Annotated in this window: 18 protein-coding genes and 1 riboswitch; of the genes, 6 read left to right on the top strand and 12 right to left on the bottom strand. The window is 45.2% G+C overall.

The window, feature by feature from the left end:
- Nucleotides 1-17: 17 nt before the first annotated feature.
- Together LPY66_RS09295 and LPY66_RS09290 are read right to left on the bottom strand one after the other, a co-directional pair.
- Nucleotides 18-2,270, bottom strand: coding sequence for a molybdopterin-containing oxidoreductase family protein (locus LPY66_RS09295; RefSeq protein WP_337987796.1), 2,253 nt, complete (start codon nt 2,268-2,270; stop codon nt 18-20).
- Nucleotides 2,271-2,503: 233 nt separating this feature from the next.
- Nucleotides 2,504-2,716: a hypothetical protein gene (locus tag LPY66_RS09290; RefSeq protein WP_337987795.1), complete on the bottom strand. Its 213-nt coding sequence runs from the start codon at nt 2,714-2,716 to the stop codon at nt 2,504-2,506.
- Between the two features lie 259 nt (nt 2,717-2,975).
- On the opposite strand from LPY66_RS09290, the gene LPY66_RS09285 reads away from it, so the two are divergent.
- Together LPY66_RS09285 and LPY66_RS09280 are read left to right on the top strand one after the other, a co-directional pair.
- Nucleotides 2,976-3,473 carry an Lrp/AsnC family transcriptional regulator gene (locus LPY66_RS09285; protein WP_337987794.1) on the top strand — a complete coding sequence of 166 codons (498 nt, stop codon included), beginning with the start codon at nt 2,976-2,978 and terminating at the stop codon, nt 3,471-3,473.
- A complete protein-coding gene (locus LPY66_RS09280; protein ID WP_337987793.1) occupies nt 3,470-4,630 on the top strand; it encodes an aminotransferase class I/II-fold pyridoxal phosphate-dependent enzyme in 1,161 nt (386 codons plus the stop codon). Before LPY66_RS09285 ends, LPY66_RS09280 begins: the two co-directional genes overlap by 4 nt.
- A gap of 99 nt (nt 4,631-4,729) precedes the next feature.
- Here the strand turns inward: LPY66_RS09280 and LPY66_RS09275 are convergent, their stop codons facing one another.
- The 5 genes from LPY66_RS09275 to LPY66_RS09255 all read right to left on the bottom strand — a co-directional run bounded on the left by LPY66_RS09275 (nt 4,730) and on the right by LPY66_RS09255 (nt 11,859).
- Entirely contained in the window at nt 4,730-6,013 is a 1,284-nt protein-coding gene (locus tag LPY66_RS09275) for an ArsB/NhaD family transporter (protein WP_337987792.1), read from the bottom strand.
- 333 nt (nt 6,014-6,346) lie between these two features.
- The gene (nhaB, locus tag LPY66_RS09270; protein ID WP_337987791.1) at nt 6,347-7,852 is read right to left on the bottom strand and encodes a sodium/proton antiporter NhaB; all 1,506 of its coding nucleotides are present in this window, start codon (nt 7,850-7,852) and stop codon (nt 6,347-6,349) included.
- A gap of 86 nt (nt 7,853-7,938) precedes the next feature.
- Nucleotides 7,939-8,030: riboswitch (cyclic di-GMP riboswitch) on the bottom strand.
- Nucleotides 8,031-8,160: 130 nt separating this feature from the next.
- Nucleotides 8,161-8,811 carry a flavin reductase gene (locus tag LPY66_RS09265; protein ID WP_337987790.1) on the bottom strand — a complete coding sequence of 217 codons (651 nt, stop codon included), beginning with the start codon at nt 8,809-8,811 and terminating at the stop codon, nt 8,161-8,163.
- A gap of 219 nt (nt 8,812-9,030) precedes the next feature.
- A complete protein-coding gene (locus LPY66_RS09260; RefSeq protein WP_337987789.1) occupies nt 9,031-10,614 on the bottom strand; it encodes a CCA tRNA nucleotidyltransferase in 1,584 nt (527 codons plus the stop codon).
- Nucleotides 10,615-10,743: 129 nt separating this feature from the next.
- Nucleotides 10,744-11,859, bottom strand: coding sequence for an aminopeptidase (locus tag LPY66_RS09255; RefSeq protein ID WP_337987788.1), 1,116 nt, complete (start codon nt 11,857-11,859; stop codon nt 10,744-10,746).
- Nucleotides 11,860-12,097: 238 nt separating this feature from the next.
- Here LPY66_RS09255 and LPY66_RS09250 point away from each other — a divergent pair, with 238 nt between their 5' ends.
- Complete coding sequence (locus LPY66_RS09250; protein WP_337987787.1) at nt 12,098-12,988, top strand: RluA family pseudouridine synthase; 891 nt, start codon at nt 12,098-12,100, stop codon at nt 12,986-12,988.
- Between the two features lie 55 nt (nt 12,989-13,043).
- On the opposite strand, the gene LPY66_RS09245 is transcribed toward LPY66_RS09250, so the two are convergent.
- Nucleotides 13,044-13,562 (bottom strand): flavin reductase family protein, encoded by a 519-nt coding sequence (locus tag LPY66_RS09245; protein WP_337987786.1) that lies wholly within the window; start codon nt 13,560-13,562, stop codon nt 13,044-13,046.
- 281 nt (nt 13,563-13,843) lie between these two features.
- Here LPY66_RS09245 and LPY66_RS09240 point away from each other — a divergent pair, with 281 nt between their 5' ends.
- Both LPY66_RS09240 and LPY66_RS09235 read left to right on the top strand, forming a co-directional pair.
- Nucleotides 13,844-14,722: an AAA family ATPase gene (locus tag LPY66_RS09240; protein ID WP_337987785.1), complete on the top strand. Its 879-nt coding sequence runs from the start codon at nt 13,844-13,846 to the stop codon at nt 14,720-14,722.
- Nucleotides 14,703-16,073 carry a VWA domain-containing protein gene (locus LPY66_RS09235; RefSeq protein WP_337987784.1) on the top strand — a complete coding sequence of 457 codons (1,371 nt, stop codon included), beginning with the start codon at nt 14,703-14,705 and terminating at the stop codon, nt 16,071-16,073. Before LPY66_RS09240 ends, LPY66_RS09235 begins: the two co-directional genes overlap by 20 nt.
- 67 nt (nt 16,074-16,140) lie before the next feature.
- Here LPY66_RS09235 and LPY66_RS09230 read toward each other — a convergent pair whose 3' ends face one another.
- The 3 genes from LPY66_RS09230 to LPY66_RS09220 are packed head-to-tail and all read right to left on the bottom strand — an operon-like array spanning nt 16,141 to nt 19,091.
- Nucleotides 16,141-16,380: a hypothetical protein gene (locus tag LPY66_RS09230; RefSeq protein ID WP_337987783.1), complete on the bottom strand. Its 240-nt coding sequence runs from the start codon at nt 16,378-16,380 to the stop codon at nt 16,141-16,143.
- A gap of 34 nt (nt 16,381-16,414) precedes the next feature.
- Nucleotides 16,415-16,762 (bottom strand): 4Fe-4S dicluster domain-containing protein, encoded by a 348-nt coding sequence (locus tag LPY66_RS09225; RefSeq protein ID WP_337987782.1) that lies wholly within the window; start codon nt 16,760-16,762, stop codon nt 16,415-16,417.
- Nucleotides 16,749-19,091, bottom strand: coding sequence for a molybdopterin-dependent oxidoreductase (locus LPY66_RS09220; RefSeq protein ID WP_337987781.1), 2,343 nt, complete (start codon nt 19,089-19,091; stop codon nt 16,749-16,751). Before LPY66_RS09220 ends, LPY66_RS09225 begins: the two co-directional genes overlap by 14 nt.
- 301 nt (nt 19,092-19,392) lie before the next feature.
- Between LPY66_RS09220 and LPY66_RS09215 the strand changes: the two genes are divergently transcribed.
- Complete coding sequence (locus LPY66_RS09215) at nt 19,393-21,522, top strand: sigma-54-dependent Fis family transcriptional regulator (RefSeq protein WP_337987780.1); 2,130 nt, start codon at nt 19,393-19,395, stop codon at nt 21,520-21,522.
- A 122-nt stretch (nt 21,523-21,644) separates the two neighbouring features.
- Here the strand turns inward: LPY66_RS09215 and LPY66_RS09210 are convergent, their stop codons facing one another.
- On the bottom strand, nt 21,645-23,615 hold the full coding sequence (locus tag LPY66_RS09210) for an oxidoreductase (protein WP_337987779.1): 1,971 nt from the start codon (nt 23,613-23,615) through the stop codon (nt 21,645-21,647).
- Nucleotides 23,616-23,651 lie beyond the last annotated feature (36 nt).

Raw genomic sequence — 23,651 nt, 5'->3', positions numbered from 1 at the left:
CCCTCCTATTCTCAGATCTAGTCTGTCACTTTGTAGACTTTGCAGGGAAGGCTCTTATAGGGAGCACCGAAGCCAAGCTTCCCAATCACTTTATGCGGAACAAGGCTGTTGACATTGGATTCCCATACGCCAAACAGGCTCGGTTCTGCAGCTTCTTTTTCCGGGAACCACCAACCATGGGCAGCGGATACAATATCCGGCGAAACACTAATCGTTAGTTTTGCTTTTTCTTTGGCTCTGCCCCACATGTTTTCAATCCAAACCCAGTCACCATCGATGATGCCCAGTTTTGCCGCCGTTTCCGGATGAATCTCTACGATCGGATCAGGTGTGATCTCACGCAAAGAAGGAATATTCCGATGCTCGGAGTGGAAAGACGTATAGGTTCTAACGCCGGTGATCAGCGTGAGCGGGTATTCTTCAACCAGATCCGGGCGTGCATCCGGACCGAAGCGCGGCGCTTCATAGAATGGGAGTGGATCCTCGCCAAGCATCTCGAACATAATACTGTAAAGCTCCACTTTACCTGTTGTTGTATTAAAGCCAGGCTGTCCGTCTGTTCTGAGGACTCCTCTTTCATGTTTCAGATAACCTACATCCTGCTGCACACTGACTTGTTTTCTCAGTTCGTCAAATTTAATGCCGAATAATTTCAGCTGGTCATCAAGGTAGGCATCAATGCTTTCCCATTTTTTGGATTTGAGTGCTTCGGGATCTCTGCGTTTGGCCAATTCCATCAGGATTTCCAGGTCGGATTTGGCTTCGCCAAAATCAATGGCTTTATTGATGGCGCCGACGATACCGGAGTTGGTACCCTGCTGGGTCAGGACGATACCGTCATGCTCAGCAAAGGAGGATACCGGCAAGACGATGTCAGCCAGGGCAACAATGGTTGGATTCAGGAATACATCGGTAGCCACAACAAATTCGGCGGTTCTCTTCATGGCATCATACCACCGTCTCGGCTGGGCGGAATTGGTCGGGGCAATAAAGTTGGAGCTGCTGATATAGACCATGCGAATCGGATAAGGCTTACCTGTCTCCAATGTTTCCAGGGTCAGGTCAGGATGGGTGGTATTTAAAACGATTGGCAGTGCCGGATATTCTTTCTGGCCAATACATTTCTCAGCCAGTTCTTGAGGCAGCGGCGCATCCAGGTTCATGTCCATGACCATCAAACGACCAACTTCAGTTCCGCCCGGCTTATCCAAGTTCCCGGTAATGGAAATCAGAGCGATCAACGATTGTACCAGCTGAACGCCATTGGAGCTTTGGTCGCTGGCCAGACCGACACAAAGACTGACACCTTTGGATTTAGCGATGATCCTAGCAATATTGACGATGTCTTCTTCCGGTACACCGGTGGCTTTCGCGGCAAACGAAGGTGGATACTGCTGAACGCGTTCTTTCAACTGATCAAAGCCATAGGTCCATTTATCCACAAATTCATGATCATACAGATCTTCATTAATAATGACATTGAGCATACCGAGAGCCAGTGCGGTATCCGTATTCGGCTTGACTCTGAGAAGGTGCTCGGCTTTGGTAGACAGCCAATTGACACGCGGATCAACCATAATCATTTTCGCACCGCGTTTCAGCATTTCGATAACGGCATGTCCCCAAAGCCCGTCCGGATTGGATTTAAGAGGCTCTTTACCCCACATCAGGATATATTCCGGCAGAACATAATCCGGGTCATCATACCTTCCGGGAAGTCCGGCTGCCCAGTCTAGCTCAACATACCCGCCGCCAAGAACCAGTGTGGTTACGGTATTTCTTGGACCCATACAGGACCAGCCGCTTTGGCTGTAACAAAAGTTAGGGGACCCAAGCCCTAGCGAGGTCAGCGGGAAGGCAAAACGAACCGCTTCTCTTCCTGTGCCATTCATCGTCATAATGCACTCCGGGCCGTAGGTTTCCGCGTAATATTTTTGTTTTTCAATGATTGTATCAAACGCTTCATCCCAAGTGATTCTTTGCCACTTGTTTTCACCGCGCTCACCGATACGTTTCATCGGATACTTAATACGATCCGGATGGTAAATATACTCTTTCAGAGCGAGACAGCGAACACAAAGCTTACCTCTGGTCAATGGATGTTCCGGATCCCCTTCGACTTTAACCAATTCGCCGTCCTTAACAAACAGTCTCAAACCGCAGCCTACCGCATGGCATCCCGGAGGCGACCACGCACATGTCCGGATGACTTCAGTACCGTCTTCCAGAGTTTTCTTCCATTCGGATGTCTTGTTGTAATGTACAGACATACTCTATTCCCTCCTGTGTCTTTTAAAATACAAAAAATAACAAGCTTGCCTAGATCCCTATATTGCAGGATTCGTGCCAGTATTTGCAAAAGTAAAAAAATAAAGAGCAACGGACATTTTCTGCTCTTTTCCTTTATATACCATATAATTTTGTGGTTTCATATCAAGACAATAAGTTTCTTTTTGCGAGGTTCATCTCTATAAGCTCTGCTTCATTATCGGTGCCAGCTTTCTTACTTACTTTTTGCCTCTCTCTGCCGCAATTCCGCCTGTCGGGCATACCAAGCAGCGACGGCATCCTGTTTTGCCTCGTCCGGAACCGTTTGTTTACAGTAGATACATTGATTCATGAGCAAGAGTGTTTTTCCACCACAATGCGGACATACCACCATTTTCGGTTTACAATTCTCACAGGTGTGGCTTCTGCAGTTGCCATAAAAACACATACCAAATAACTCCTCATGTTTAGATTTCGGATAATAATGTAAAATGCTTTTGGTAACAATAATATAAAACATGATGCTGTTAAAGTCCAGTCTATAAAGCGCATCATTGAATTGCCAAGAGAACCCTGTTTCAGATATCGAGAAAAATCTATCAATCAATTACCAAAAAAATTCCTATTACAGGATTGTTATACGCTCCCTTCCTATGGTATTATAATTTAATAACATAAATCCACTATGCGAAAGGAGTAATGCACGTATGTTGTCCGAAGAGGATCAGCGTCTCCTTCATATCTTATCTCTGGACTCGCGTCTAACTGCTGAAGATTTGGCCATTCAGACCGGCTTGTCCGCGGACTATATCAAGAAGAAAATCAAACAATGGGAAGATGATAAAGTAATCGTCAAATATGGAACCTTAATCAATTACGATAGATTGGATGAAGATAAAGTAACGGCCTTTATCGATGTTAAAGTACATCCACAACGCGGCAGCGGCTATGATAATATAGCCCAACGTTTCCGGAAGTTTCCCGAGATCAAATCCGTATACCTCATGTCTGGTGATTTTGACTTATGTATGATCATCGAAGGCAATAATATGCATGATATCGCTCAGTTTGTGTCTGATAAGCTATCCCCGCTCGATGTGATCGAGTCGACGCAAACACGCTTCATCCTTCGACGCTACAAGCAGGATGGCATTGAATTTCACGGAGAGGAAGAGAGACCCCAACGTCTCATGATGACACCATGAAGCAATACTTGACACCTACCGCACGTAATCTTAAACCATCAGGAATACGGAGATTTTTTGATCTTGCAGCGACCATGGAGGACGTAATCTCTCTCGGCGTCGGAGAGCCCGATTTCTCGACTCCTTGGGTCATGACTGAAGCGGCTATCTTTTCGCTGGAAAAGGGACAGACGATGTATACCAGCAACGCCGGCAATATCGAACTGCGCCGAGAAATATGCAAATATATGGCGAAACATCAAGGATTAACCTACAATCCGGATAACGAGATCCTCATCACCGTTGGTGCCAGTGAAGCAATCGATTTAGCCATGCGCGCACTGATCAGTCCGGGCGATGGCGTCTTGATTCCCGATCCTTCGTATGTATCCTATGCCGCCTGTGCCGAACTCGCCGGTGCCGAGGTCCATTATGTTCATTTGCGGGCTGAGCATGAATTCCGTCTTCAAGTTGAGGATCTGCAATCGGCCTATACCCCCAACTGCAAAGTGCTTATTCTTTCATATCCAAATAATCCGACCGGTGCCATCATGACCCGCGAAGATTTGTTGCCGATTGCCCGGTTTGCCTCTGAACATGATTTGATTGTCATTTCGGATGAAATCTATGCCGATCTTTCTTATGGCTATGAACCGACCCCGTTTGCTACACTTCCCTATATGTGGAACAGAACACTGCACGTCAGTGGTTTCTCTAAAGCCTATGCCATGACCGGCTGGCGGATAGGTTATGTTGCCGGACATTCGGATCTGCTTAATGCCATGCTGAAAATACATCAGTACACCATTATGTGTGCACCGATTATGGCCCAAGTGGCTGCCCTTGAAGGGCTCCGTTCCGGCGAATCGGCCAAGAAGGAAATGGTCATGGAGTATGACCGCCGTCGCCGCATTGTGGTCAACGGTTTCCGCGAAATGGGACTAACCTGTTTCGAACCGTTAGGCGCGTTTTATGTTTTCCCGGATATCACAGTGACCGGACTGAGTTCAGAACAGTTTGCCGAAGAATTGCTCAAAGAAGAAAAAGTCGCTGTCGTCCCCGGTACAGCCTTTGGTCCCTGCGGCGAAGGACACATTCGTTGTTCCTATGCTTATTCGACCCAGCAGCTGAACGAAGCACTAAGCCGCATTGCCAATTTTGTGAAAAAGCGAATATAAAAAACTCAATAGAACAAGAACTATCGGAAAAAACCTCCTGAAATGGGTATTCTAAAAAAAGAATATCACGTCAGGAGGTTGTTTTATACCTCTTTGTGTTTAAATCAAATAAACAAAGTAGACATACGCTGAGGCTATTACCACCGAGAGTAACATTAAAGGAAAACCCAGTTTAAAAAACATTTTAAATGTAATTGAAAAACCTTGCTTTTCGGCTAGCCCGGCAACGATCACATTAGCGGATGCCCCGATTAAAGTCCCATTTCCTCCCAAACAAGCCCCTAAAGAAAGAGCCCACCATAGCGGTCTTAGGTTTTCTATCCCGCCCATTTCCCCTATCTTTTGAATCAACGGAATCATGGTGGCCACAAAGGGAATGTTATCTATAAATGCTGAAGCAATCGCAGACAACCACAGAACGGACATAGTAGTTAATGGCAATGACCCGCCGGTAGCATCCAGTGCCTTTTTCGCAATCCATTCAATGATCCCTACATGCTCTAAAGCCCCGACCAGTACAAACAGTCCGGCAAAGAAAAAGATAGTCGGCCATTCGACTGACAATAGGATATCTTCCGGCTCCTCTCGGGTGATCAATAATAAAACGCTGGCACCAGCCAATGCGATGGTTGCGGATTCCAGATGCAACATCCCATGCAGCATAAATCCGCATATTGTAACAGCAAGCACGCCTAAGCATTTGCGTAAAAGAAAATGATCCTTGATCGCTTGACTTTCATCTAAGGACATTATCTTTACTTTTTTATCATCATCCACATGGAATGATTTACGATAAATCAATTTCAAAGCAACCATCGTCGCGATAAAAATGATTACAATAACACCGCCCAGATTAAGGATAAAATCAACAAAAGTCAGGCCAGTGGCACTGCCGATCATGATGTTCGGCGGATCACCAATTAAGGTAGCTGTCCCCCCAATATTCGAGGCAATAACTTGGGTAAGTAAAAATGGAATAGGATTAATACTCAGTTTTTCAGTTATCGAAAATGTAACCGGGACCATCAGCATGACCGTCGTCACGTTATCCAGAAACGCAGATGCGATTGCTGTCAGAACCGCCAGGAACAGCATAATCAACCAGGGATCTCCCTTTGCCAGCTTCGCCGCTTTTAAGGCCAGGAATTCGAACACACCGGTGCGACGGGTAATGCCGACGATGATCATCATTCCAATCAGTAAACCGATGGTATTAAAATCGATGGCTTCAATCGCTTCTTCTTGGTTAAGAATGCCTACTAAAATGACAAAGGCACTCCCGACCAACGCCACTACCGTTCTGTGTATTTTCTCGCTTATGATAAAAGCATAGGTGGTTAAAAAAATTACCGCTGCAACGATAACTTGCGTATTATGTGACATCTTTCTCCTCCATTTTAGAATAAAGATAGCCTTGGGAGCCGATTAGATATTTTAAATTTACTATCTTCCATTTTGTACAATAAGTCGTATAATTACAAGATATTTTTTTAAAAACAATAGGAAAAAGAGCTTACAGACAATACTGACCCAACGAAAGAGTATTCCATCATATCATTTGTGTCGAGAGCTGAAAGTATGCGAAATGCCTAATGAAATTGACTGCTATATCTTATTTAGGTGCAATAAAATAAATTAATAAAGTGCCTATATGAATCGGAACAAAACAATTATCTGAGAGCTTGCTTACAACTATAAAAGAACCTGAAGAAGGTATTATAGCAGGTACATTGTTGCCAGCAGACCTGTAAGAGTCATCACGACGGCGTAAGGCAGAGCCAGTTTCACCATTTCCAGGTAAGACAGGCGAATCAGCGGTGCAAGTGCAGAGGTCAGCAGAAACAGGAATGCGGCCTGACCGTTTGGTGTAGCAACAGAAGGGATATTGGTACCCATGTTAATCGCAACTGCCAGCTTGTTGTATTGCTCCAACGCAATGCCTCCGGCTTGAAACGCTTGCTGGGTCTCAGTCATGTATACCGTAGCAACAAAAACGTTGTCACTGATTGCCGAAAGGACCCCGTTAGCTGCAAAGAAAGCGACAAGCTGATTCTGCCCTTCCATGTTCAGTACCCATTGAATAATCGGCGTAAACAAATGTTGGTCATGAATAACCGCAACAACAGCGAAAAAAACGACCAGCAGTGCAGTAAACGGCAGCGCTTCTTCGAAGGCATGACCGATGCGTTTTTCTTCAGTAACCCCATTGAAGGCGGTAAGCAGGATAATAATCATCAGACCAATAATACCAACTTCCGCCAGGTGCAGTGCCAGAGAGAAGATCAACACAACACCGCACAACGCCATAACAATCAAGCGGACACGTCCGCGCATATTCCTGGCAGCATCTTTCACTTTCACATCCGCTTCCATAACCTTTCGCACAGATCCCGGAAGCTGGTAGCCGTACCCCCCAAACTTGGTAACCTCAAGGATAATCGTGGTCAGAAGTCCCACGATCAATACCGGGATAGATACCGGGGCGCATTGTCTAAAGAAATCGACGAAGTCCCATTGCATAATGGAGCCAATCAACAGGTTCTGCGGTTCACCAACCAGTGTTAGTGCCCCGCCCAGCGCAGTGCCCACAGCACCATGCATCAAAAGATTGCGCAGAAAACCGCGAAACTCGTTTAGGTCCTCATGAAGTTTCTCATCAACACTATGGTCGTGATTAATGTCGTACTCTTCGTATACTTTTTCGCTGGAAGCAAACTTGTGGAAGATGCTATAGAAACCATAGGCCACGGCGATAATCACTGCCGTAACAGTCAGTGCATCCAGAAATGCGGAAAGCACCGCACCCAGTACGGTGAACAGGAATGAAAGTGCAACTTTAGAGTGTACTTTAGTTAAGAGTTTGGAAAACAGGTACACAAGGCCTTCTTTCATAAAATAAATCCCGGCGACCATGAACATCAGAAGAAGAATAACCGGCAGGTTCATTTCAACCTCGTGATAGACTGTATGAGGGTTAGTCAGTCCGAGTACAACGGCTTCGATCGCCAGAAGCCCGCCGGCAGGAAGCGGATAACATTTCAGCGCCATTGCCAGGGTAAAAATAAATTCCACAATCAACACCCAACCGGTAACATACACGCCGGCGGTAAACACCAAAATAGGATTCAACACGAGAAAAGCAAGAATTGTTCTTTTGTACCAGTCCGGAGCGTGGCCCAGAAAATTTGTTTTGAAAGCTTGTCCGATGCCCATTTGTTTCATATGTACTATCCTCCCAAGTGAAATTGAAAGACAACAAAAAGAGAGTAACCCAAAATGGAACTACTCCCCCCCAAGAAGTTCATATTACTTGTAGCCTGGCAGTCATAGCCGCTTACAAGCAACCTTAGACCCATAGCTTTAGCGTCCTTCATTTTCACGAAGTTTGCACCAACCTATACAACATTATATGTATTTGTTGCTTTAACTTTTATATTATACCAAAAAAATATTCTTTTGGATACCCTAATCCTATACTGCACTTATCATCGCAAGACTGTTGCAGCTTTGCTGCGAAATGCAGGGTAGGTTTATTTTGTCTTCCTGAAATAAGCGTAGGTCATTGGTTCACCGACGCCACGGACCTCGCCCGCGATGACTTTGCCCAAAAACAGTGTATGCGTGCCGGTATCCATCGTACTGACTACTTCGGCTTCCATCGTGGCCAGAACATCATCCGGCATGAGGATGCCTGAAGAGCCCCGATGCGCTTTGATCCGTTCAAATTTGTCGGCATCACGGCCAGATCGGTAGCCAAATCTTCGGACTAAATCATGTCCGGTCTGATCAAGGATGGAAACAGCAAACTTGCCACTTTTTGCAATGAATTCATGGGTATAGTTATTCTTATTAATTCCAATCGCAATTTGGACCGGGTCCGATGTGATTTGGAAACACGTATTGGCCGCCTGTCCGTTATCTTTTCCGTCAAATGCTGATGTGATAATAAAGAGACCGTAAGAAATGGTCTGAACAGCTTTAACAATCGCTTCCTCCGGCTTCAAGATTTCTTTCGGAGCAGCAGGTGTGTCGGTGATTTCAGCGGTTTTATGCTCACCTGTTTTATTCTCGCCTTCTTCAACCTTCACAAAATTACTGGAATCGACACCACAAACCGGGCATGTTTCCGGCGGCGCATCCCCTTCATGAATATAACCGCAAACTTCACAACGCCATTTCATCTTTCATCGCTCCTTTTTTGTTTGCTCTTTAGCAATTTATAACCATTATAATCTATTTAACCTGATATTTATATCTTTTTATATCAGCTTCAAATAACATTTAACTATTATGTCTCTTAATCATCGTATTACTTTAACGCTATTACCCTATTTCATCCTGGTGCATTTTTAAAAGATGTTAGTCATCATCCTATCCAATTGCTGCGTATTTACGAAAGACTATAAGTTGGTATATTCCCAGTATACTTTTTTTAAAAAGGTATTCGTTAATTCCATTCGCATTTCTCTCATCGCTTTATCCCGTACAAGGTCTTTATATCTGCCAAAATCCTTTCTGGATAACGCCAGGTCATCGGTATACTTCTCAAGTATATTCCAATCGATCTTCGGCAGATTCTCTTTCTGCCATATGGCTGTTGCGATCAGCTCCTTAAAAATCTTTTCAAATATTGTATTCTGAGCGGCAGTATGCACTTTTCCTGCCTGATAATCGGCTTTCCATAAGATAAGAAAATCGTGAATATTTGTTAATTTAAACGCCCTGCCATCCCAACACAGACTCCATACTAAATCCGCTGCACGCCGTTGAAGCGGTCTTTTGGCCGGCTCTCCTCTGAATTCGGGCATGAATAATAGGGTAGCCGCCATATGGTTTCCAACCAGTTTGAGAAGTTCTTTTTCTCTTTTCTGACCATTACCAGAAAAAAACATAGAGAAGGGATACCTTTTTAGTATATCCGCCAACATCTTTGAACTGGCAACTTCATGATTTAAGAACTGACGCTTGCCATTTTCGACATAAGTCAGACCGTGATCAGACGGTTCTCCTTCGAGGACCTTCTTAAACTGGATAATCTCAGGATAATGATCCAATCTGGCTGCCAGCAGCCGAACCTTTTTCCCAATTAACCTTTTCAGCTTATGATCCAGTTCCTTGTTTCCTCTGTTGGGATTAATCTTAAACCCATCGACCCAATACGACTGATTTTCATATTTTAAAATCCCGTTGACATAGCATTCACGACTGGCGACTTCCCATTTTCCAATATCATGAAATAGACTGGCCAAGCGCAGATAAAGATCTTCCGGTGTATTACGGAATACTGCCATTGTGTGTTCCCAAACATCCAAGGAATGGTATTGGTTCTGTTCCAAGCCCTTTAAACGGGACAATTCCGGAAAATAGAAATGCCAATAACCTAATTCGTCAAGCATCCGAACTGCTTTTTCGGCGTCAGGAAGTATCAGGATAGCCGCGAGTTCCGCTGTGATCCTCTCCTTGGCTGTTCTACTCAGTAAAGAAAGGCGCTCCTTGGCTGCATCCCATGTATCCGGATCGATTTTCATAGCAAATTTAACAGCAAATTTCACCATACGCAGGATACGAATCGGATCATCCCGAAACTGCTCATCAGGGATACCGCAGGTTTTAAGTTTACCTTCAACTAAATCCTTTTTCCCATTCATAGGATCAACTATCTCCCCGGTTATGGGATCCTGATAAATCGCGTTGATGGTAAAATCTCTGCGTTGTGCATCCTGTTCCAGATCATCGATCTGAATAATATCGATTTTTAGTTTATCTTTAAAAACACTTATCGTTGAAAAATTTTTACCGATAGTTTGAACCGTGTAACCCTCATCAAGAAAACACGCCTTTATCCTTTCCGGCGGCAGAAAACAAACCAAATCCACATCCGGAGATTCTATCCCCAGAAGCTGATTCCTGACAGCACCGCCGACGACCCATACCTTGGTATGCACCGCTAACTTTTCGACAATATTTTTCTGAAATTCGTCCATGAGATCCTCCTGACGGGCTCATCAAGCATGAGATCAATCTTTTCCTTTGGTACTCTGCCACTTTCCGACTGAGGTCATTAAACGTCTTTTAGCTCTCCTGGCACATCTCACGGTGCTTAATCCATGCACCTATTTCAAATTTTCAGGGTTAAGGACCTGCAGTTCAGACAGAACAAAACGACCGTCTTTACGAATGAGCTGTCCGTCAAAATAAATTTCACCGCCGCCGTATTCGGGCCGCTGGATACACACAAGATCCCAGTGCACAGCTGACTGGTTGCCATTGTTGCACTCGTCGTATGCCGATCCCGGCGTAAAATGAAAGCTGCCATCAATTTTCTCATCAAACAGCGTATCTTTCATCGGTTTTTGGATATACGGATTAAAGCCAAAGGAAAACTCACCGATATATCGGGCGCCTTCATCCGTATCGAATACTTTGTTGATCCTCTCCGTATCGTTAGCCGTTGCTTTTACTATCTTCCCATCCTTAAATTCCAGGACGATTGATTCATAAGTAAAGCCTTGGTAAACCGCAGGCGTATTATAGGAAAGGATGCCATTGACCGTATTTTTGACTGGTGCAGTGAAAAGTTCCCCGTCAGGTATATTGAGCTTGCCGTCACATTTAATTGCTGGCAATCCTTTGATTGAAAATGAAATATCCGTTCCCGGGCCGGTGATCCGAACGTGATCAGTTTTCTCCATAAGTTCTTTCAAAGGGTCCATAGCCGCAGACATTTTTGAATAATCCAGGTTACAGACATTGAAATAATAATCCTCAAAACTTTCGGTACTGGTCTCTGCCAGTTGGGCCATTGACGGATTGGGGTAACGCAGGACGCACCACTTTGTATGTTTTACACGCTGCTCGGAATGGAGTGGATGCGAATAGTTCTTCATATAGATTCTCATTTTTTCGCTCGGTACATCGGCAAGCTCGTTGACATTTTCACCTGATCGAATCCCGATATAGGCGTGCATTTCTTTCATTCGGGCAACTTCCCATTTCGCCATATCATTGGCTTGTTCCTCAGTAAGTCCTTTTAATATCTCCCGCTGCAGTATACTATTCGATATGTGAAGGTACGGCTGTCCGCCAGCCTTATACGTTTCTTTAATCAGCGCTTTGGCCAGGGGAATCTCCAGACCGGCTACTTCGATCAATAGTTTCTCCCCTTCTTTAAGCTCCACCGAATACGTAATCAAGTTATGGGCTAATTGGTCTATCCGTTGATCATTCATCTGAAATTTAACCTCATTTCATCCAAAATTATGCTGAAATTGCATGCCAAAATCATGGTCTTTTTCCATATTAATTATAATATAATTTTGCTTTTTTTGATATTTGCATCTCATATATGTGTTAAATTATAATATATGTCTATTCTTTCGTGCTTATTCTTTGCAAATGACATGGAAGAACGCATTGCCTCTATAAGTAACTCAACAGCTTATAATGTTGAGAGACAGGGTGTTTTTTATGACTGACATACGGCTTTTTATCTATACCTTAACCAGTGAGGACGATGGACGAAAATTTCAGGACATTTTGCTTCGGCGTTTTCATTTTTCACGCAAGATCCTGCAAAAACTGAAAATTGGAGAAAATGTTTGGGTTGATGGTCAATTTACCTATTTAACTTCCCGTGGACATGCAGGACAAACACTTTCAGTCAATATCCAGGATGACGCATCCGCCACCGTGCCGGGTGAGCCTCTGCCTATAGATATCCTTTACGAGGATGATTTATTTTTAGCTGTCAATAAGCCGCCGGGACAGGTCGTCCATCCCAATGCACGTTACCAAAGCGGTACGTTGGCTAACGCAGTCCTCGGTTATTGGGAGAATAAGGGTGAATCACGTCCATTTCGTCCGATCTCACGCATTGACCGTAATACCTCTGGAATTGTACTCATCGCTAAATCACGTTATGCACACCAGCAGCTGGCTTCCCTTTCGGCAAAAAATGAAGTCGAAAAAATCTACCTTGGCCTTGTCCAGGGTAAAATTCCCCTGGACGAAGGTACATGGTCCACACCGATCCGTTTGAAAGCAGGCAGCAAGATTCAGCGTATAGCCGCTCCGGATGGTCAGCCGGCCCTAACTTTATACAGAATAATCGAAAGCTACAAAGACTATACCCTGATGCAATTCACTTTGGTCACCGGCAGGACGCACCAAATCCGTGTCCATGCCCAAGCGTCCGGTCACCCCCTTCTGGGTGACGACCTTTATGGCGGCAGCCTGGAGTATATTCAGCGGCAAGCGCTGCATTGCCATAGTTACGCATTTCGGCATCCTATGACCAGCCGCGAAGTAAAAATAATCGCACCCCTGCCCGAGGACATGTGGTCGCTTATAGATCACTAATATAACATAAAACAAAGAAGCGGCTGCACAGTCCGCTTCTTTGTTTCATATGCCGTTATTCGTTTTCTTTCAGATAGCAGTCAATGATTTCACCGATATAAAGTCTGTGATAGTCTTGTCCGTTATAATTTTTTTCCAATTCCGGCTCAACAAAACTCTCCGGCGAAAGATCCTGAGTATATATTTTTCGGCATTCCATAACTAACTTGGCTTCTTCAAAATAGACAGAACCATGGATGCTTTCTATTGGCGTAATGCCTGTGGTGGCTATTTTATCAACGTCACGCCCGGAGTTTGAGCCACAGAAACGCAATACTTCCCTATATTTTTCTTCAAGGAATGATAATGTAAATGTATTTTCATTCTCCATAAATTCATAGGTATACCGATTCGGCCGAATAAAGCAGAAACAGACTTTTTTATTCCAGAGAATACCCAATCCGCCCCAGCTTGCGGTCATTGTATTGAATTTCTCTTTATTCCCAGCAGTGATCAACATCCAGTCTTTGCCAATAAGTTTAAACACATTCTCATTCAATTCCTCGGGTTTAATCACTTGAAATAGCTGATTCATCGTGTAACCTCCATCGATTTGCATTTACATATTGTATGTATATATTAATCGATTTGAGCCAGCTGCACAAGTTTATACGTTGCGAATTTCATTAAACATAGAAACCGTCGAAAGAATTTTCTATGACAGAGAAGTTCCTTACAGTAAGGTAAATAAAAATTACTTGCCATGTGAACCTAAATCATCAATAATTAATAATAATTGTATTAACCTGTATATATGATTATATTAATCCTAATATTTGTCGAATATACGACCAATGACAGAAAGGAACTCATGCCATGGATTTGGAAAAGATCACGTTGGGTTTAAAACAAGAAGGCTATATTGCTGACGATAATACAGCGATGGTCTTGCAATACTCTCTGCTTCTGAACAAACCGCTATTGATTGAGGGCCCGGCAGGGGCAGGCAAAACAGAACTAGCGAAGGCCTGGAGCCAGTTTCTAGGCAGAGAATTAATCCGTCTCCAGTGCTATGAAGGCATTGATGAGAGTAAAGCGTTATACGAATGGGATTATCAAAAACAGCTCCTTTTTATCCAGACAAAGGAGCCGGGAACAAAGGAATGGTCGGATACAAGTGAGACGATCTATACCGATGAATTTCTTCTTAGAAGACCGCTGCTAAAGGCTATCACCAACGAGAAGCCGGCGGTATTGCTCATCGATGAAATTGATAAAAGCGATGAAGAATTTGAAAGTTTTCTGTTGGAGATCCTTTCGGACTGGCAGATCTCAATACCGGAAATAGGGACAATCCCGGCAGTCAGCATCCCCTCCGTCCTGCTGACCAGCAACAGCACCCGGAATATCAGCCAAGCGCTCCGGCGGCGCTGTCTCTACCTGCACTTGGATTATCCCAATGAACAAAGAGAGCTGGAAATTTTAAAGATCAACTTTCCTCAATTGCAGGAGAAGCTCGGAAAACAAGCGGTCACCTTAGTCCGCAAATTACGGTTGGAAAAGCTAAAAAAACACCCGAGCATTAGCGAAGTCATCGACTGGGTCAATATTCTTGAACAGTTGGGCGTCGAAGAACTGTTACAGGAAACGGTTGCGTCAACCATCACGGTACTTTTCAAATATCAGGATGACTGCAAACTAGTTTTAGAAAAAGTGAACCAAAAGGATTGGTTTAATGGAATACTTCATTCTTAATATTGCCAGGCTGCTCAGAAAATCTGGAATTGATGTCAATTCTCGGGAGATAGCCGACTGCATTCGTCTAATCCGACTGATAGGACCAGAAAATCTGACTAAATATGAGTTTTACAATCTCCTCAATACCACATTAGTCAAAGAGCCTTGGGGTGCCGATTATGTTTTATGGCTGATTGAGCTTTACCTGGGGCCTGATTTGGAAATCGCCGGCGACCGTTTTGGTCTATTTGAGCGAGGCAGAGCCGGCCACATCCCGGGTGAGGAAGGCCATGGCGGAAGCAGCGGTAAACAAGTTCCTCTGCAACTTTTGGTCCAAGCTGTTCTTAAACATGAGATCGATCTGATCTATGCCGTCATTAACGGAATGGATCTCAAACTCGAAGTCAACCAGGAAGACCGGGAAAACGCACTGGCCCTATTTCAAGAGCAGAGTGGATTTACCCAGGCTGCAGACTATATCGACCAGCTATACCACCGCCAAGAGCTTACAGAAGAGGAATATCAGGCAGCAAAACGCGTTCTGGAGGAATGGAACAACCTAATCAAAGATGAGATCGAACGGCAGCTTGCCCGTAATATGAGTGAAGAGCATCTCTTGCAGGAAATGCAAAAACGCAATCCCCGAACGATTGCGTTTTTAGACAGCGATGATGCTCATTTTTCCCTGATCTCTCAGGAGATCCAAAAAATCGGGCGCAAACTCGCCACCCGTAAAGGCCGACGGCGTAAGGTCGGTCCCCGAGGGCCTGTTAATTTGAACCGCAGCCTGAAACACGCATTGAAGACCGGCGGCATCCCGATTGACTTGATACGGATGCAGCGAAAACCAGCTAAGCCGGATCTTTGGCTCCTTTGTGATATGTCTAATTCGGTCAGTAAATTTATCTACTTTATGCTCCTGTTTGTATTTGCCACTCAGCAACGCTATGCCAATATACGCTCCTTTCTGTTTGTCGATCGGCTTGTCGAAGCAACAGACTTATTTCAGGAGCATGATTGGGCCAGTTCGTTGCGGAATCTGGGAAAAATCAGAGGTTACAACGTAACCGGATACTCGCATTACGGCAGTGTTTTACAACAATTTGCTGATCAACACCTCCCCTTCCTTCCCCAAAAAACGACTGTTCTGATCCTGGGTGACGCCAAGAATAACCGGAATAAGCTCGATGGCAACGAAGTCCTTGCCGCAATCAAAGAAAGTGCAGCCGCATTGTATTGGCTGAATCCATTAAGAAAAGATCAATGGGACCAAGGCGACTGCCTCATGACGCAATACCAGCAAAATTGCACGGGTGCCTTCTCCGTATCTAATGTCGAGGAGCTGGAGCAATTCCTGTCATCACTATAAAACACCAAAGAAGATATTAATATTATCTACACAAAAAAGGAGTCCGGATTGACCGGACTCTATTATTTTACTTAGATGCCTTATGGCACTCCATGCACATGATCTGTAGATTTTCCAGGACAGGGTCGCCCTCTGGATCAATATGATGGGCTTCCCAAGCACCTGTATTTCGTCCCCCGCGCATAGGTTTAACCAGTTTAATATTGCAGCGTCCTGCGTGGCCATGGCCTTCATGTTCACATTCGCAATGACCTTGAGCCCGTTCCCATGCTGCATTGACAACCGGGATCGGAAATGGTTTTGCCATCCCTAATCACACCTCCTTTATTTTTAATCTTAAATTATCGGGGTGCAAACAGTACGGTTTTTGGATTTTCAGTCATCTTTTGGACCAGCTCTTCCAAAGGCCCGTATGTCATGATCCCTGCTTGACAGTGATGGACACAGGTTGGTTTCTTGCCCATCTTGATTCTTTCCGCACAAAGATCGCATAACGATGTCGGCATGGGCAGAAAGTTATATTCCCATTTGCCATTTGCCATTTTGCGCGGTCCGTCCTGAAGAACTTTGATCCCCCACTGTCCGACCGGAAGATCCAATTCTTTCTTGCAAGCAATCTCACAGACATGACAGCCGGTACAGAATTCATAATTAATGAGTAATCCAAAGCCTATCTTATTTGCGGACATATTTGAACCCTCCCATTCTGGTCACTTGTTCTCCAGGCATAACTTTGCTGTTTTCTTCCGTTGCTTTATAGATCCTGCAGATCTGGTTTTTGTAGGGTGCACCATAACCGGTCGGACCGGTCACACACTGGGTTGTGAGGTTGTTGATATTGGAATTGAATACCCCAAACAAACTTGGCTCAGCACCCTCTTCTTCCGGGAACCACCAGCCATGTTCAGCGTTGATGACCCGATGATCCATCGTAGCAGTAAGTCTGGCTTTCTGCCTGCAACGACCGCGCATGTTTTCGATCCAGACCCAATCGCCCTCAGATATGCCATATCTTTCAGCTGTTTCGGGATGGATATCGACGAGCGGATAGGGATGGAATTCACGCATTGTTTTTTGTTGACGATGCTCGGAATGGAAGAATTCAAAAGAACGGTGTCCGGTAGTTAAAACCAGTGGATATTGTTTAAACAATTCCGGTGTCGTTATTGGGCTTTCCGGCGGTTCTTCATAATACGGAAGCGGATCGTTGCCAAAGCTTTCCAACGTTGTACAGTACAGTTCGATCTTGCCTGTTGGCGTATTGAAACCAGGCTCGCCATCCGGGCGCAAAAGTCCCTTTTCATGGCGCCGGTAATGATGATCCGGCCAGACGTGTACCTTTTGGACAAGTTCTGTAAAGTCTTTTACGGGTGCTTGACCTTCCTCCAGCCGCCAGTTCAAAAGATCGATATCATCCATCCAATTGCAGTTTTCCGGATTCAGACGATTGCATAGTTCGAGCACGATCGTCTCATCCGACTTGCATTCCTCATACTGGGTTAATTGAACACTGCTGCGCAAAGGAGACCACCAAGTCCGTAAACCATTGCGTTCGCAGCTCATAGCTGCTGGAAGGACTAAATCCGCTGCAGCTACGGCTGTTGGTGTCATAAACAAGTCGACAACAACGACGAAGTCGACTGATTTAATGGCATCATAAACTCGCGGTGCTTCTGCGCCCATATTGGCAATCGGATTGGTTGTCTGGAACCAGAGCATTTTAATCGGATAAGGTTTGCCGGATTCAATGGCTTTTAAGATCGCATCACCCTGAGCGGTGGAACTAAAGGTACCGAATTGGTGCATCGGTGAAACGTCGTCGCCGATTCTTTTCTCCCGCATCTCTTCAGTGAGGAAATCAAAATAACCAACTTGATAAGCCAGATTCATATACCAAGGTTCTCTGGCCATGACATTGCCACCGGTCGTTTCGTAGTTGCCGCAGATAGCATTCAAGCACATTAAGGCATGGGCCTGTGGGATTCCGTTAACAGACATATCTGTAGCCAACCCCCACTGCAGGGCACCCGGCTTGGATTGAGCGAACATCCTCGCTGCTTCAATGATCAATTCTTTGGTTACCCAGCTTATTTCAGCTGCTTTGGCCGGCGTCATTGTTTTAACGCGTTCAGCTAGCTGTTCAAAACCATAGCACCATTTTTCAACATAGTCTTGATCATAGAGGCCTTCTTCAATAATGACATTCATCATGGCCATGGCAATAGCGGTATCGGTACCGGGACGGACCTGTAGCCAGATTTCGGCACGGGAAGCCAGCCATGTCAGCTGCGGGTCAATCACGATCAGCTTACTGCCGCGCTGCATACAGTCCACAATCCAGTGACCAAAAAAGCCGTCGGGGTTGCTAACGATGGTATTATTGCCCCAGACTAAAATCGTTTCGGGAACGACCCATTCGGGATCGTCATAACGCACATCCCGGAACTGGGAGCAATCGACGACGGACAAATCTCCCAAAACGCAAAAACTAATTGACGTCCGCGGCACCATGCAAGAGTCACCGCTTAAAAAACCCATAGCAAAGTTGGGGCTGCCAAATCCCGCATAGGTGAGTAACGGCACTTGCCAGCATATATTGCGGCCGGTACCTTCCATCCCGACGATGGTTTCCGGGCCAAAATCCTTCTGGATCCGTTTTACTTTCTCTACAATAAGGTCATAGGCTTCATCCCAGGAAATACGCTGCCATTTATTTTCACCGCGTTCACCGATTCTTTTCAGCGGCCATTTTAACCGATCGGCATGGTTGACAGCTTCAGGGAGGTTAATACACCGCATGCATAATCGTCCTTGGTTAAAAGGCGCATAGGGGTCTCCTTCGACCTTTACCAATTTATCGTCCTTGGTATAGTATAAAAGACCGCAGCCGTTATGGCAGCCCGGACCGGTCCACTGCGTGGACCGGGTAACGGTATATTCCCCTTCCTTCCACTGCCAGTCGTGTTTGTAAACATCCGGATTGACATCAATGTTTACCGAATTTCCTTTGGTTGACATTCTCCTGTACCTCCTGCCTTTTTATTGTTGTTTTTATCCTGCTAAAATCCTGTGCATAATTTATGCCATTGATTGCCGGTTAGCAATATCAGCGTAAGCCTGGCAGAACCCAGGAACAATCAATGTTTTGACTATGCTTGGAACTGAATAATCTGTGCTCAGAATAATTTGTTTAATTTTCAGAAAGTAATAGTTTACTTTTTAAAAAATAAGTTTAATAATGAAAATAAAGACTCATTGTAACTCGGCAGCGGGAATTTACTGATTATAAGGTATTATTTCATCTATAGGGGGCCATCCAATGACTCAACCCTTGGAACAAATGCTTAGCCCGATCTATCGCAATCGTAATTTTGGAAATAATCCTTACCAAAACGATGAGGTTAAAATTAGTTTGATTGAAAAAATCCGCAAGGAAAAATATGATATTCTGCAAAATAATCATGCTCCCTATAACGTAGACATCGTTAGAAGCGAGATCGTTGATTCCTGGATACGTTCGAAAAGTTATGGCTTAGATTTGTTTAAAATAAATGAGGCTCCCATATTAGCGCCAGACACTTTTCAGGAACTATTGCAGGAAAAGGATTCGTTAATCCGTATTGCGGATTCATATTGCCGTCAGTTGATCAATATGTTGTATGCCGATGACTGCAGTATCATTTTGTCGGATGAGCAAGGCGTCATTCTCAGGATTATGGAAGCTAACGGTTACAATGTTTGTGAACGGAACACGATGGTTCCGGGCGCTATCTGGAAAGAAGAGTATGTAGGAACGTGTTCTCATTCCCTCTGTCTCCTCCATGAAACGCCGATCCAGATTTGTGGTCCTGAACACTACTGCGAAGCCTTTGATACGATCACGTGTTCTTCTGCGCCAATCTACGATTCCAGCAATAATATTGCAGCTACCTTAACGATTGCCAGTCTGAAATATAAGGACCATAACCCCCATACGCTGGGTTTTACGGTCAGTATGGCTTGGACGATCCAGAATGAACTGAAGCTGTCCCGTAATGACGAATGGTTTTATGCGACCCTGGAGGCCTATAAAGAAGCCATTATGACAGTAGACAAAAACGGGTTAATTACCCGTGCCAACAAGATCGCCCAGAATATCTTCAGTGATTCAACGCTGACCGGGTACAGAATCGATGAGCTGATTGGCTTTCAGCCTGTTATCCAATCCGTCATGTCTACAGGCCTGCCAACGATTGATGCTGATATTGAAATCAAGACCGGTCAGGAAAAATTACGCTTATACTCCATTCAGCCGGTGAAAAACAATCTGAATAAAACGATTGGCTGTGTCCTCAATCTAAAAAAAATAACTGTTGCATCCAAACAAAAAGAAACATCGGTCCTGGAAAAAACATTCCCGGTGAAAAATGGTTACACATTTGAGCAAATTATCAGCAGTTCACCACAAATGGGTAATATCATTGAGCCCACCCGCAAATTTGCGCAGGTGGACTCCAATATTCTGATTCAGGGTGAAAGTGGAACCGGTAAAGAATTATTTGCTCAGGCTATCCATAATGAAAAACGGTCCAACGGTCCCTTTATAGCCTTGAACTGTGCAGCAATACCGAGAAATTTGATGGAAAGTGAACTCTTCGGGTATGAAGGCGGGGCATTTACCGGCGCCGAACGGAAAGGCAAGCCTGGGAAAATCGAATTGGCTCAGGGCGGCACCTTGTTTCTCGATGAAATCGGAGATATGCCGCTTGAGGTCCAGCCCATTCTGTTGCGTGTTTTAGAAGAGAAAAAGATTATGCGGCTCGGCGGCAGCCGAAATATTCCTATCGATTTCAGCCTGATTGCAGCAACCAACAAAGATCTGTTTGAACTGGTCAAAAACAAACTCTTCCGTGAAGACTTGTATTATCGGCTGGCTGTTTTTACTGCCTTCATACCGCCTTTGCGCGAACGCAAAGCAGATATTCTGATCTTAACCAATTACTTTTTATCGCTCTATACACAAAAACTACAGTGTACTATGCCGCGTTTAAGCCAGGAAGTTGAATTCGCTTTTCTGCAATACAACTGGCCAGGTAATGTCCGTCAGTTGGAAAACGCTATTTTTTACGCTATGAACTTGTGCCGGGACAACACAATCCAAATTGAAAACTTGCCAAGAGAAATCCGTTGCAGCTTATTACCCGAAGATTTTCCGAGCATGTTAAGTAAGTTTGAACCCTCAGAGTCATCCTTAATGCAGCTGGCTTCCTTAACCGCAGTTGAGACTACTGCACAGCATCCGTTTTCGATCCGGGAAATTGAAAAGGCAGCTATTATCAAAGCCTTAGTTCAAGCTCGTGATAATGTTGGCCAGGCTGCTAAAGACTTGGGTTTCTGCAAAGCAACCCTCTACCGCAAGATCAGAGAGTATCAGATTGACGTGCCCCTTAGAAAAAGACATTCTAAGTGAGTCTCAAACATAAACACTGTCAATATAGCGATAAATAAAGAGCCTTGAGATCATACTATCCGATCTCAAGGCTCAGTTTATCTTACTCTTTTAACCTTAAAAATATCACTTAAAGATAATCATTAGAAACGGCCAATGTTTCTGGCAATCATAAATCCTTCCGCAGTCGCGCTGGTTATATTGCGGGGTGCGACACAGTCTCCGATCTGATAGAACTCCGGAGCGCAGGAGTTCAAGGCGATCGCTTCTTCCCTGAGCGGTTTTTGACCGACAGCATAAATGACCGTATCGGCTGCAAAGACTTTTTCGCCGTCCGCTGTTTCACAAACGACGCCGTCAGCCTTGATTTCTTTGGCCTTGGTTTTAAAGGATACCTCCAGACCGCGTTTCGCCATTTCAACCTTTAAGCCCAAGATATGGAGGAAGTTACCACCGTCGCTGATATGATCCAGCATCTCGACGATGTGGACTTTTTTGCCCTTGCTGATCAGGTGCAGCCCTAATTCAATCCCGACCAGACCGGCTCCGAGAATGACGACCTGCTGACCGATTTTATCAATGGCAGTATATGCATCCTGTGCCGACAGGACATTAGCCCCGTCGATGCCGGGGATTCTCGGTTTTACCGGTTGAGCACCGACGGCTGCGATGATCACATCCGCATTCAGGGCTTGGGCATAATCCGAGGTTACTTCGGTATTCAGACGCAGGTCGATATTAGAATCAACAACGGCTTTGGCCTGTTGGTTCAGGTAATAGTCTAAAGGTTGTTTAAAGGTGACTTCTTCCTCGCAGCGCAGAACACCGCCGAGACGACTGCTCTTTTCGCAGAGGATGACCTCATGGCCGCGGGCCGAGCAGGTCAAAGCAGCTTGCATGCCGCCGACGCCGCCGCCGACGACCAGGACTTTTTTCTTGATGGCGGTGGGGATGGCATATTTCAGCTCATGCTCCCGGCCTGTTTCCGGGTTAATGGCACAGTATGGTTCGCCATAGGTCAGCTCGCTGGAGAAACAGGACAGACAACGCATGCATTTTTTTGCTTTATCTTCATTGCCGGAGCGCACTTTGTTCGGGAAGTCCGGATCTGCTAAAAGCTGACGGGCAGCCTCCACCACATCGGCCTGCCCGGAAGCGATGATTTCTTCCATTAGTTCCGGGTTGTTTAAGGCGCCTATGGCAGCCACCGGTTTTTTTACATGCTTTTTGATCTCAGCTGCATATTTGACATTGACGCCATCTTCCAAGAACATGCTCGGATGGGTCACAGCAAAGACTTCTTCGATTTCATGATTGCCTGCGGAGACATGAATCAGGTCCACATGGTCTTCCAGCTGTTTAGCGATGGCGATCCCTTCGTCGAGACCATATCCGCCATCGTAACACTCGGATCCGCTGATCCGGATCTCGATCGGGAACCCAGGGCCAACCGCTTTGCGAATCGCGTCACAGACGGATACTGCCAATCGGGCCCGGTTTTCAATATCGGCTCCGCCCCATTTATCCGTCCGGGTATTAGTCTTTGGTGACAGGAATTGATGCAGGAGCCAGCCGTGACCGGCATGCACCGTCACCATGCCGAAGCCGCACATTTTGGCGAGGGCTGCCCCTTCCGCATATTTCCGGATCGTGCGCTCAATGATTTCCTCGTCCATCGGCCGGATAATCCGGCCAGCTAATTCACATTCGACAGGACCATAAGCAATTCCTTGGGAAGCAGCACCAAAGAAGGATAAATCGCGGTTGGCAAACATCCCGGTATGAGCCAGTTCCAAAGAAGCCACTGCGCCGTAGTTTTTAATGCCGTGGGCAATCGTTGAAAGATTGCGATTGATATTGGGGGTATCCAAACAAATATGTCCGGCACCGCCTTTACCAAACTCCCCGTCAACAATGCCTTCAAAGGTGGCTACGCTGGCTGCGCCACCCATGGCTTTTCGTTCGTAATAAGCGGCGGCACCGGCTCCGTCACCCAGATAACCGTCACCGTTTAAATTCTGATATCCTGTCGGGGATGCAAAAATACGGTTACGAAACAAGGTATTACCCAATGTAATGGGTGTAAAAAGATGTGAATATTTACACTTAGTCATTTATTATCTTCCTTTCTTCATCGGGGGATACGCTAT

It is taken from the genome of Dehalobacter sp. DCM (genome assembly GCF_024972775.1).
Taxonomy (GTDB): Bacteria; Bacillota; Desulfitobacteriia; order Desulfitobacteriales; family Syntrophobotulaceae; genus Dehalobacter.
Note: the sequence above shows the minus strand (reverse complement) of the source record. Positions and strands in the feature narration are given on the sequence as shown.